Below are 10,586 nucleotides of genomic sequence, written 5' to 3' on the forward strand. Positions count from 1 at the left end.
AACATCAATGCTTTTCCACAATATCATTACCCTCATCTACACAAATCCACACCCACCTTGGAATATTGTGGTTGTAGAAAATCATGATGTACTTGTACTTGCTCCTTTTAGATAAATAGAGTGTAAGTTGAATGGTGATAAACAGGAAAGCTAATATAATGAGGATGAGAAATGATGATCGTCTGTGAAAAAGTAAGACATAGAAAAAGGTGCTTCCAATTACCTTGCATGTTACAAAGGTAAAAGAAAACACCATGAGAGTAATGGCTATTTATTGACTTGTACATCATATTTATCTCGCAAGGATTGAGGGGCCATTTTTACAATTTGTTGTAGAACAAACGTGAGCACCGTAACGTCATCTAGGAAACCAATCAACCCGAGAAAGTCCGGAATTAAATCGAATGGGAACAAAATATACCCAACAATGAGCAAACCAGAGAATATCTTTTTGTTTCGATCCACTTCATAGGAACGAAAGAACTCCATCAAAAAGGGGATGGATTTTTTCAGATTAAATAAAAACCGAATTCGTCTCCAAAATCTCAGCATAAGGCTACTCCTTTGATAGCAGTTTACATTATACTTCTTTCCCCTATTCGAGCTTTTCAACACTTTTAAAGTAAAGAATGAGCCGAAGACGTTTTCGGGTGTTTCTAAGGCCTCTTAGGAAGGGGGATGAATGCTAGAAAGGCAAGATGTATAAGCTTGAAAATATTTTTCTCCTATAGATTGCTCATCTCCATACATACCATAAGCAATAAACAGGACAATTCCAGTTAAAATCATCAGGGCAAAAATAAGAAAAATAACTTTCCAAAGAACCGTTCCGCTTTGTTTGGTTGCCATCCAACCACTCCTTTCATACAGCCCTTAGAGTGCTCGTATTGGCAACAGTTTATTCTCTTTACCACTCCGGCAAAATACGTTATGTCTTTACTACCATATCTAAATGTGGAATCCCATCTTCCATATATACTTCTGTAATCTCTTTAAACCCTAAGGATTGATAAAACTCAAGTAGATAATGTTGTGCTTGAATTTTAATCCCTTTCTCTCCCCATGTATCTGTTAAAAGAGATATGGCACGATGTAACATCTCTCTTGCATATCTTTTCCCTCGATAATCCTTGTGAACGAAAATCCGACCTATGGAAGCTTCTTTATATTTAATGCCTCCTTGAAATAAACGGCAATATGCTACAATCTTTCCTTCCTCTTCAAGCCATAAATGATGCGCCTGTTGATCATATCCATCTATCTCAGGATAAGGACAATTTTGTTCCACAACAAAAACCTGTATTCTCTCAGCTAGTATCGTGTAGAGTTGCTCTTTTGTTAACTCACTATATGATTTTAACTTCCATTCCATTTGAGGCACCCTTCCTATTGCACTTTTCCAAGCACGTTATCCTAGTATGAGTGTAGCAAAATTCCCTCCATTTATCAGCGTAGAGTAACCAGTAGCACTCGTTAACCCAATTGTTAACCTGATGTAAAATTAGGTTGACATTTTACTTTATGCTGCTCTATGCTAGTATCAAATGATACAGGGAGGAAAATATATGAAAAAATCGAAATGGTCAGTTCTTGATTTAACGATGGGAAGTTTATTTGTTGCCATGATGGCAGTTGGTGCTAATATCACTTCCATTGCGCCTTTCATGGTTATTGGCGGTGTACCGATAACACTGCAAACCTTCTTCGCTATTTTAGCTGGTCTCCTTTTAGGTAGTCGTTTAGGAGCTTTTTCCATGCTTACATATATGTTGCTAGGCCTCGCAGGCGCACCTATCTTCGCTCAATTTAAAGGCGGAGCAGCTGCTTTACTGACCCCAACCTTTGGATTCATCGTTTCCTTTATACTCATCGCATACATAGCAGGTAAATTAGTAGAGATGAAACGAACCTTCCCAATGTATATTACAGCTGCCTTAGTAGCTATGGTAATTAATTATGTTTTCGGTACAAATTGGATGTATGCTGCTTATGTTCTATGGTTTGATGCTCCTGAAGGATTCACGTATCAATTGGCTTGGGCTTGGATGTTAGTCCCCCTACCGAAAGACATTGTCCTTTCTATATTAGCCGGTGTATTGGGACATCGTATTGAAATAGGTGTTTTATCTAAAAGTAAATTTCGTAACCAAAATCAAGCTGCATAATCGAAAGGCGGCCATTTGCAAGCCATGTGTTAATTGGTAGGAAATCGCCAGAACTTATGCTTTTCTTTGCTGTAAACAATAAGCTGGGAGCACAGGTTAACAGGAAAAAATTAAAATGAGCTGCTCAGCACTATCTACTGAGCAGCTCTTGCACCTTTTATTGATCATCTGATTCTGGAGGAGACCAGGAAGAATGTCTATCTTCTTCCTTAGGGTCCCAATCCTCTTCTTTATCCGTTTCTATAATTCCCAATGTCACGTCAGAAATATCTTTCTTGTGCAATAATTGATTCCAAACTTTAAACTTAATATCATCTGCTTCCTCTAACGAAAGCCCTTCTTCCAGTTCAAGTAAAGCTTCTACATGATACGTTCTTCCTTCTTTTACAATTCTCATCCTTTTAATATCTACTACTTTAGGATGTTCTAGAATCTGTTTCGCTACGTCTCTCTCGACATCAACAGGTGCAGAGACACCAATCAAGCCTATCATATTCTCATACCCAATACGGAATGCAACAATTAGCATTAAAATCCCAATCAATAACGTCACAACGCCATCTAGGATTGCAAAATTCGTGAAGGTCACCACGACAACACCTATTATGGCAAGGAAAGCTCCCGTAACAGCTACTACATCCTCAAAAAAGACAAGCCTCGTCGGAGGAGACGCATCCGAAAGGTGTTTAATGGAACTAGGAATAAAGCTCAGACCAGAAACTTCTACATGAGCTTCTTTATTGATCTCCTTCATTACTTTTAAAAGGATAGCCCCATCAATAATAACGTTGAATATAAGAATGCCTATATTAAGCCAAAATGCTCCTGACTCTTTTGGATGCTGAATGAGGTGCCATCCTTCTTTAATGGACTCATAACCCAACACCGTAACGATGAGGACAGCTATCATCACGAAAATATTAATAACTCGACCAAACCCAGTTGGAAAACGCTTCGTTGGCTTTTTTTCTGCTAATACACTACCTAGAAATACAAAGCCCTGATTCACCGAATCTGCCAGCGAATGAAATGTTGTAGCAAGCATTGCTCCACTACCACTAAAATACGCACCAAATGCCTTCGCTATTGTTATAGCAAGGTTACCAAGAGCAGCAGTAGCAGAGGACTTATTCCCTTTTTTAATTAGTTCCTTCCACGATTGTGATCCCATGTTGTTCCTCCTTACCAAACCACTTATATTTCTAGTATTGCTAAAATAGGGCTTTTAATGAGTAAAGACATGAGATTTATATTATGAATTGTTTTCAAAAGGTAACAAAGCATAGTAATTCACGAATTAGCAAGCATAAATTTGCAGCCGATTTAGGGCTGAACGTGTCCTCAATCCACTTATATTCTCCTAGACAAAAAAAAGGCCATCTACATAGATAGCCTTTTGCATTACTTACTATTCGCTTTAGATACAGCTAATACCCACCAAATGAGCAGAGGCTGAAAAACCAACCGGATCCATAGGAAGACCGGATTTATGGAAGAAGGAATTCCTTCTATTGCAGAATAGATGTTAGCAGGGAAGACGGCTACTAAGTACACTGCTGTCCATTTTCCAGACACTTCTCTTGTGGAGGGAACGAGCAAGCCTATTCCCAGCACGATTTCTATTACACCTGTAAGATACACAATTGCTGCTTTAAACGGTAAACTATTCGGGATAATGGTTGCGAAGTTATCAACGAATATAAAATGAAAAATCCCTGCCAAGAAGAAGAACAAAACAAATAAGTAAAGACCTAGCTTTTTCAATTGGCGTCATCCTTTTCGTATGATTGTATGCTAATTAATGATACAAGTAACGAAAACCTAACCAAAGTAAAATGCACAATAGTAACGTCTTTATAGAGCTTAGCTATAGCTATTGATATATGAAATTACTTCATTAGGATTAGTTGACATATAAACAAGTTTTTCTGTATTAAATATTAATGCTACAGGGAACTGGTTCAATTGAAAGGCTTTCTTATATTCGCTCGTTACTACATAGTCCACTCGGTCCACTGTTTGTTTTTGCTCGAGAAGAAAGATTTCGTTTTTTACTTCCTCCCACTTTTGAGCTGCTTCTGTATCCTTGTTCCCATCATGAACGATAATAATATTATAGGTTCCTTCTTGATCTGCAAGCGACCGTTCTGTAAGTTGCTCATTAAGTTCTTCTACATCAGCTTGTTTGCCCTCTTCTATGTTAGGATCATTTGCTTCATTAAGCCAGAACCCGCTCCGAGAGAGGCCAAAATACATAATAAAGATGCATAATACCCCTACACCAACTATGCTAATTGCACTTTGTAACAAAGGTCGGGGATTCCAAGGAAAGAAAGGGCTTTTTCGTTTATCTGCTTCTTTTAACACTTTTTGTTTTAGCTCTTGTTTATCAGCTCGGACATTTTTGAGCGTCGTATTTGTCATTGCTTTACGTAAGTTTTTCAGTCGATCTTCAATCCTCATCCAACCCCTCCTTTTCATACATCTCCTTCAGTAAGGCTCTCCCTCTGTTCAACCTCGTCTTAATGGTGTTCTCATTCATTTTCAAGATTTCACTCATTTCTTTTACTTTCATTTCTTCAAAATAATGCATGAAGATAACCTCTTTAAACTTTGTTGGCAATGCCATCACCTTGTCGGCAAGCTTCTGATCTTCTATTTTTGAGAGGATTTCTTGTTCCGGATGCTCCTTTGAAGAACCATAATAATCTTCTGTTTTTTCTTCCCGTGATAAGAAGCGTTTTATAGTCTTTTTTCTTAATTGGTCTTTACACTTATTCACGGTTACTCTATATATCCACGTCTTAATGGAGGAATCATTTCTAAATAATTCGATTTTTCGATAACAGGTCATAAATACATCCTGCATAGTTTCTTCAGCTAGCTGAACATCTTTCACGTATGTGTAGGCAAGCCAGAGAACAGACTGACTATATTCATCTATGAGTTGTTCTAAAAATTGTTCTCGCCGAGATTCATCTTTGCATATCTCTTTTAATTCGGAATCCGTTAACTCTATTGTCATGACAGCCATCTTGACCTCCTTTTGCACCCCTTTAGACGCAAAACCGATATAGATGGTTTCAGTCAAAAGAGTTTTTATCAGGAAAGTAATTTAAATATTTTCGGTATTTGTGAAAAATATTCCCTTGTTTTCACGATGAAAAAAGGGATTATTCAGGTAAATTAGTTGTAATTATTAGAGATTTAATATTGGTCAAACGTTTGATTAATTTTATAGAGAAGAACTACAGTCGATAGCTTAATCTGTGGGAAAATGCATAATAAAAGACCTCTCATAACAAATGGAGGCCTTCCTGAGGTTGCTTTCATTTTAATTGCTTATTAGTTGCTTACCTCACAAGAAAAGGAGTAATTTGAAGCCAAGAAATCTTTCTCAATAATTGGGGTTCCACCTATTTCGTAGCATCTATCACTTGCAAGATTAATTTCTTTGTAATGAAAGTATGATTGCGTCCCATACAAAAATAATACCATCAGAAAAGATAAAGCTACGAGCGTTATAAACACTTTTGTTCGAGTCTTCATTAAACATTCGCCACCTTCGAATAAAGTAATACCAGCACACCCACTAAGGTTTTAGGTTCGTAATACCTTTTTGAACATCTATTTTACCATAAATTTCAAAAGGGAAGTGTTCGCTACAAAACAATTTAAAAATCACACGATAAGAAAAAGCGTGCCATAGGTCACGTTACCTGACCATATGATTACGCTTGTTCATTAACGTGTGAATCTTCTTTACAGTTTATATATTCATTTTCTTAAACATATCTAATAGTGCTGAGGCGTCTTCTTCCATGATGACCATGTCTCGATTGTTCTGAGTTAGAAATTGTTCTTCTACCATATGATCAAACAAGGAGATCAATGGTGTATAGTAGCCATTAATGTTTAATAAACCAAACGGCTTTTCATGAATGCCAATTTGAGCCCATGTGTACACCTCGAAAAATTCTTCCATTGTCCCTGCTCCCCCTGGCATCGTAATAAATGCATCGGAGAGCTCTGCCATTTTTGCTTTTCGCTCATGCATGGTTTCTACGACATGAAGATCTGTGAGTTTATCATGAGCAACTTCTTTTTCCACAAGCTTCTTTGGAATGACGCCAATCGCTTCCCCACCATGTTCTAGCACTGTATTAGCTAATATCCCCATTAGACCAACACTAGAACCTCCATATACTAAAGAAATTTCTTTCTCTGCTAACAGCTTGCCCAACTGAATGGCACCTTTTTTATATTCATCTGAACCGCCTAAACTTGATCCACAAAACACAGCAATTTTCTTCATATGAACACCTCTTCATTGATTCGAATCAAATTACTAAAAGTATAGTGTATTTTTGACATCTAGAAAAGTGGGTAAATGTTAAGAATAGTGATATTACACCTTACTTAACCATTGGAGGTCTATCTATGTTTCCAAAAGAATTAGTAGAACTTGCACAAAAACGAATTTCTCCATACCAAACAGAAGGATTTGTTACAGGAAAGGGTCCCCTGAATCCGAAAATCATGTTCGTAGGAGAAGCTCCGGGAAGAAATGAGATTGAAAAAGGTGAACCTTTTATAGGTAGAGCGGGAGACCAATTAAATGAATTTATGGAACAGATTGGACTTACACGAGATGACGTGTATATAACCAGTGTGGTTCGTAGTCGTCCCTATAAAATAGTTGAAAAAACAGATAAAGAAGGAAACCTCATCACAAAAACACCTAATCGTGCACCTACAAAAAAAGAAATGCTAGCTCATGCTCCCTTGTTGGATTACCAAATCCAACATATGAATCCTTCCATTATCGTGACGCTAGGAGGTATAGCTTTAAAACGATTACTAGGAAATCAGTACAAGATTACAGAGGTACATGGTCAATTGCTTGAGAAACCAATTTACCAATTAAAAAACCTAAACGAGAACCAATATTCTACAAGTGAAAAAAATCACCTTGTTTTTCCTACCTTCCATCCAGCCTCTGTTTTTTATAGACAAATCTTAAAAGAAACGATATATGAAGATTTTCATCAGCTCGGGGAGGTATTGGAAGGGTTGGAATACCATAACTAGTAGATGATATCTCTACAGTATATGTAAAAACATTTAGCTATATATTTCATATTAAAAATTACAACTTCTCTCCTATTAGGTGTATCATTCAGAATTGATTTATCAACATTACCGTCCAGAATATAAAAGAAGGGCAGACGTGACTGCCCTTCCATCTTACACCTGTGGTTCAAACGTTTTACAATCTGTTTCTTCACTTTGAGAGGCTTTATTTCCTTCGTGGCTCACTACATAGATCCTATCAGCATTACAGTTGTTGCCTTCTCCCCAATACTTACAATTTCTCACTTCACATAATACATCTTTAGCCATTGAATTCCACCTCCTCACGTGCTATTTTTCTCAACCTTTGAGTAGTTGATTCAGATTATTTGTCTGACTTCACCCCTTTTATTAGAAACAGCGTTATATGAACCAAAAACATGATCTTCGGACAAAAACATATACGTTCTATCGAAAATTTTGATAGGAAAATTATTCTACTGACGTACCAAGCAAAATTAGTTTAAGATTGTTCTTATAAAGGGAAATAAAAGATGTTGAGGAGGAGTAGAAATATGAAACTAGCCATAAGAGCCATTACATATGCGGGTGTACTCTTCGGTGGAGTCCTAGCAGTATTATTGTATATTGGATCTCTCAAACAAAAACAGCGTGCAGTAGAGCGCCTATCCACCACACCAATGCCTCTTCCAGACCAAATGAAAGAGCAGCCCCCGGCTGTTCAACCTGAAACAGACAGTCAAATGCCAATAGATGTTCCGTCTATCCTTATAAAAGGAAATCGAAACTCTAGGGGCGACCGTATTTATCATATGCCTGGAGGACAATTTTACGAAAGAGTTACTGCCGTAGAAACCTTTGAAACCGAAGAAGAAGCACAACAAAAAGGATACCGAAGATCCAAACGTTAAAGAAGAAAAGCTCGGGGCACCCGAGAGGCTTGTCTTAAGGCCCCGAGAGGATAAGCGCTGGAGCTAGACATATGAAAAGCGCAAGAGCCCGCTTAACGACGTACAATCTATCCAATCAACCCACCACAGGCACACTATCGTTAATAATGAACATCGCTACAAAATCCTAGCATCGTTTTGCTAGGATTTTCACTGTTTACACGATAACCTTAGTCAAGAGCATTAGAGACGTATTGTAAAAGCGAATGTGTTAGGATTACCGTACATAAGAGAACATACTAGTATAAATAAAAATGAGAGGTGAATCTTCACCATGAAATTAGGGGTACTTGATCAATCACCTATATCAAAAGGGCAAACTGCAGAACAGACCCTTCAGAATACAATAGAGCTAGCGCAATTTACAGAGCAGCTTGGTTACACAAGATACTGGGTAGCTGAGCACCATAATACCAACGGGCTAGCTAGCTCTTCACCTGAAGTATTGATGACAAGGCTCGCCTCTAGCACATCAACCATCCGTATTGGGTCTGGTGGTGTATTACTTCCACAATATAGTCCCTTAAAAGTTGCGGAAAACGCGAAAATGTTAGAGGCACTATTCCCTGGACGCATCGATTTAGGTTTAGGCCGATCACCTGGTGGTTCTCAACAAACTCGATTAGCCTTAACTGATGGAATGAAAAAGACACTCAGTGCCTTTTCTCGCCAAGTGAAGGATATACATGGATACTTATTCGACTCATTATCAGATGACCACCCATATAAGGGAGTTATTGCCACCCCTACTACCCAATCGAACCCAGAGACATGGGTGCTCGGTTTAACAGCCCGAGGAGCTAAGCATGCGGCGTTGAATGGAACTGGTTTTACATTAGGTCATTTCATTAATCCAGATGAGAGTATAGAAGCGATTCAGACGTACTTGAATGAATTCCAACCCTCTAAAGCTCATGCAGAACCAAAAATAAATGCATGTGTGTTTGTCGTGTGCGCAGAAACCGAAGAAAAAGCAGAGGAGCTAGCTCTCAGTCAAGATATGTGGCTTTTACATGTTGGAAAAGGGATAGAAACAAGGATCCCATCAGTAGAAGAAGTGAAACAACATACTTTCACTGCTCAGGAGTTAGAAAAGATAAAAGCCAACCGAAGAAGAGCCATCATTGGAACTCCAAAGCAAGTGCGTGAGGAACTGGAATCACTAAGTGAGGCCTATCAAACAGATGAGTTTCTCATCATTACGAACATTTATGACTTTGAAGCTAAGAAAAAATCCTATCAACTACTTGCAGAAGAAGTCGTTGACAAAATGCAATGATTCACGTGAAACATTTGACGATTTTTGCCATAATAGCAAGGTTTATGACGATTTTTTTGGTGCTTGATAAACCAAAGAACAAGGCTTATCATTCAAGTGATAAGCCTTGTGCATTATAATATCCTCTACTCTAAAACTTTATGATGCACCCACACATTTGGTTCGACGTAATGTGCGGTGCCATGCTCTATTTTAACATTTAACGGCACCAATCCACCTGGTATGATATTTGCGCCGAGAAGCAGGTGATCTTCTCCGGTCCACTTTTCCCACTCCGCTACCGTACCTTCGATATACATCGACCTTCGAGCAATGCTAATAATCTCGCCACCAACCTTCTGATGAACGCGTAACCATCGATCGTACATGAAACCATCTTCCGTCATCCAAGTTATATACTCATCAATCGATGTCTTTGGATACTCGCTTTTACCAGTAGGACGCACAGGGGCAACCAAATCACGCAACCCCTTCTCCTCTGCCACTCTCTTCATCCGTTCAATCACTAGTTGACTTAACCTTCTGCCTTGAGCTTTAGGATGAATGACAACTGCTAATGCGGATAGCGTATTAGGAGTCTTCTCTTCATCAAGTTGCTGGAAGCTTCGAAGAATAGAATCATCCCACCCTGCTGGGAGTCCTTCCACACTACCATCCCAATAAATAGGGATAGCATTTCCTACTGCAATTACTTGGCCGTCCTCCAAAAGCAGAACCTGATAGGAAGCATACTCAGTCATGATTTTACTCCAATGATCGTTACCAATCTTGTCTTGCCTCATAAAAGCTGGCCATCCCACATCATGGAGATTTTCTATTTCCCTTTGAGCCAATGGACGTTCCCTTAACGTAATAGTAGTTAGCATGAGCATCCCCTCTCTTGGGCAATATCAACACAGAACAATTGGATTTTAATGGTTACTATTAGTTGAACACACAATAGAACGGATAATCAAGTACCATGTTTTCCCTTTTTCTGAACCGTTGATAAGAGAAGGTTTAGTTAAATTTTGGTGTTGATATGATAATGAACTAGTTATTGTTTATTTCATATAAGCACCATAATCTTGAATAACTGGTGAAGCTGAATCCGTTACT

At 38.4% G+C, this 10,586-nt stretch carries 14 protein-coding genes; 4 read left to right on the top strand and 10 right to left on the bottom strand.

The features are described from left to right. Positions 1 to 267: 267 nt before the first annotated feature. The 3 genes from N782_RS15150 to N782_RS15160 all read right to left on the bottom strand — a co-directional run bounded on the left by N782_RS15150 (position 268) and on the right by N782_RS15160 (position 1,372). The gene (locus N782_RS15150; protein ID WP_036821951.1) at positions 268 to 552 is read right to left on the bottom strand and encodes a YkvA family protein; all 285 of its coding nucleotides are present in this window, start codon (positions 550 to 552) and stop codon (positions 268 to 270) included. A gap of 114 nt (positions 553 to 666) precedes the next feature. Continuing rightward, positions 667 to 849, bottom strand: a complete 183-nt coding sequence (locus tag N782_RS15155; protein WP_036821954.1) for a hypothetical protein — start codon at positions 847 to 849, stop codon at positions 667 to 669. A gap of 79 nt (positions 850 to 928) precedes the next feature. Further along, a complete protein-coding gene (locus N782_RS15160) occupies positions 929 to 1,372 on the bottom strand; it encodes a GNAT family N-acetyltransferase (RefSeq protein ID WP_036821957.1) in 444 nt (147 codons plus the stop codon). A gap of 193 nt (positions 1,373 to 1,565) precedes the next feature. On the opposite strand from N782_RS15160, the gene N782_RS15165 reads away from it, so the two are divergent. After that, positions 1,566 to 2,165 carry a biotin transporter BioY gene (locus N782_RS15165; RefSeq protein ID WP_036821959.1) on the top strand — a complete coding sequence of 200 codons (600 nt, stop codon included), beginning with the start codon at positions 1,566 to 1,568 and terminating at the stop codon, positions 2,163 to 2,165. A 157-nt stretch (positions 2,166 to 2,322) separates the two neighbouring features. On the opposite strand, the gene N782_RS15170 is transcribed toward N782_RS15165, so the two are convergent. The 5 genes from N782_RS15170 to N782_RS15195 all read right to left on the bottom strand — a co-directional run bounded on the left by N782_RS15170 (position 2,323) and on the right by N782_RS15195 (position 6,480). Further along, positions 2,323 to 3,336, bottom strand: a complete 1,014-nt coding sequence (locus tag N782_RS15170) for a cation diffusion facilitator family transporter (protein WP_052111372.1) — start codon at positions 3,334 to 3,336, stop codon at positions 2,323 to 2,325. Positions 3,337 to 3,566: 230 nt separating this feature from the next. Beyond that, entirely contained in the window at positions 3,567 to 3,929 is a 363-nt protein-coding gene (locus tag N782_RS15175) for a DoxX family protein (RefSeq protein WP_036821962.1), read from the bottom strand. Positions 3,930 to 4,028: 99 nt separating this feature from the next. After that, positions 4,029 to 4,628, bottom strand: a complete 600-nt coding sequence (locus tag N782_RS15180; RefSeq protein WP_036821965.1) for a hypothetical protein — start codon at positions 4,626 to 4,628, stop codon at positions 4,029 to 4,031. Further along, entirely contained in the window at positions 4,618 to 5,199 is a 582-nt protein-coding gene (locus N782_RS15185; RefSeq protein ID WP_052111373.1) for a sigma-70 family RNA polymerase sigma factor, read from the bottom strand. Before N782_RS15185 ends, N782_RS15180 begins: the two co-directional genes overlap by 11 nt. 735 nt (positions 5,200 to 5,934) lie before the next feature. Continuing rightward, positions 5,935 to 6,480 (bottom strand): LOG family protein, encoded by a 546-nt coding sequence (locus tag N782_RS15195; protein WP_036821972.1) that lies wholly within the window; start codon positions 6,478 to 6,480, stop codon positions 5,935 to 5,937. A 125-nt stretch (positions 6,481 to 6,605) separates the two neighbouring features. Between N782_RS15195 and N782_RS15200 the strand changes: the two genes are divergently transcribed. Beyond that, on the top strand, positions 6,606 to 7,256 hold the full coding sequence (locus tag N782_RS15200; protein WP_036821974.1) for a uracil-DNA glycosylase: 651 nt from the start codon (positions 6,606 to 6,608) through the stop codon (positions 7,254 to 7,256). 156 nt (positions 7,257 to 7,412) lie between these two features. Here N782_RS15200 and N782_RS21115 read toward each other — a convergent pair whose 3' ends face one another. Then, complete coding sequence (locus N782_RS21115) at positions 7,413 to 7,568, bottom strand: DUF1540 domain-containing protein (protein ID WP_084103120.1); 156 nt, start codon at positions 7,566 to 7,568, stop codon at positions 7,413 to 7,415. Positions 7,569 to 7,813: 245 nt separating this feature from the next. Here N782_RS21115 and N782_RS15205 point away from each other — a divergent pair, with 245 nt between their 5' ends. After that, positions 7,814 to 8,170 (top strand): sunset domain-containing protein, encoded by a 357-nt coding sequence (locus N782_RS15205; protein ID WP_052111374.1) that lies wholly within the window; start codon positions 7,814 to 7,816, stop codon positions 8,168 to 8,170. A gap of 313 nt (positions 8,171 to 8,483) precedes the next feature. Beyond that, the gene (locus N782_RS15210; RefSeq protein ID WP_036821977.1) at positions 8,484 to 9,488 is read left to right on the top strand and encodes an LLM class flavin-dependent oxidoreductase; all 1,005 of its coding nucleotides are present in this window, start codon (positions 8,484 to 8,486) and stop codon (positions 9,486 to 9,488) included. A gap of 125 nt (positions 9,489 to 9,613) precedes the next feature. Here N782_RS15210 and N782_RS15215 read toward each other — a convergent pair whose 3' ends face one another. After that, complete coding sequence (locus tag N782_RS15215) at positions 9,614 to 10,354, bottom strand: hypothetical protein (protein WP_052111375.1); 741 nt, start codon at positions 10,352 to 10,354, stop codon at positions 9,614 to 9,616. Positions 10,355 to 10,586: the final 232 nt, after the last annotated feature.

The sequence above is a fragment of the Pontibacillus yanchengensis Y32 genome, from assembly GCF_000770635.1.
GTDB classification, from domain to species: Bacteria; Bacillota; Bacilli; order Bacillales; family BH030062; genus Pontibacillus; species Pontibacillus yanchengensis.

Excerpts from the sequence above, each read along its gene's own strand:
- N782_RS15210 (WP_036821977.1), top strand. The coding sequence starts at position 8,484 with ATGAAATTAGGGGTACTTGATCAATCACCTATATCAAAAGGGCAAACT.
- N782_RS15165 (WP_036821959.1), top strand. The coding sequence starts at position 1,566 with ATGAAAAAATCGAAATGGTCAGTTCTTGATTTAACGATGGGAAGTTTA.
- N782_RS15185 (WP_052111373.1), bottom strand. The coding sequence starts at position 5,199 with ATGGCTGTCATGACAATAGAGTTAACGGATTCCGAATTAAAAGAGATA.
- N782_RS15150 (WP_036821951.1), bottom strand. The coding sequence starts at position 552 with ATGCTGAGATTTTGGAGACGAATTCGGTTTTTATTTAATCTGAAAAAA.
- N782_RS15195 (WP_036821972.1), bottom strand. The coding sequence starts at position 6,480 with ATGAAGAAAATTGCTGTGTTTTGTGGATCAAGTTTAGGCGGTTCAGAT.
- N782_RS15155 (WP_036821954.1), bottom strand. The coding sequence starts at position 849 with ATGGCAACCAAACAAAGCGGAACGGTTCTTTGGAAAGTTATTTTTCTT.
- N782_RS15200 (WP_036821974.1), top strand. The coding sequence starts at position 6,606 with ATGTTTCCAAAAGAATTAGTAGAACTTGCACAAAAACGAATTTCTCCA.
- N782_RS21115 (WP_084103120.1), bottom strand. The coding sequence starts at position 7,568 with ATGGCTAAAGATGTATTATGTGAAGTGAGAAATTGTAAGTATTGGGGA.
- N782_RS15170 (WP_052111372.1), bottom strand. The coding sequence starts at position 3,336 with ATGGGATCACAATCGTGGAAGGAACTAATTAAAAAAGGGAATAAGTCC.
- N782_RS15160 (WP_036821957.1), bottom strand. The coding sequence starts at position 1,372 with ATGGAATGGAAGTTAAAATCATATAGTGAGTTAACAAAAGAGCAACTC.
- N782_RS15215 (WP_052111375.1), bottom strand. The coding sequence starts at position 10,354 with ATGCTAACTACTATTACGTTAAGGGAACGTCCATTGGCTCAAAGGGAA.
- N782_RS15205 (WP_052111374.1), top strand. The coding sequence starts at position 7,814 with ATGAAACTAGCCATAAGAGCCATTACATATGCGGGTGTACTCTTCGGT.
- N782_RS15180 (WP_036821965.1), bottom strand. The coding sequence starts at position 4,628 with ATGAGGATTGAAGATCGACTGAAAAACTTACGTAAAGCAATGACAAAT.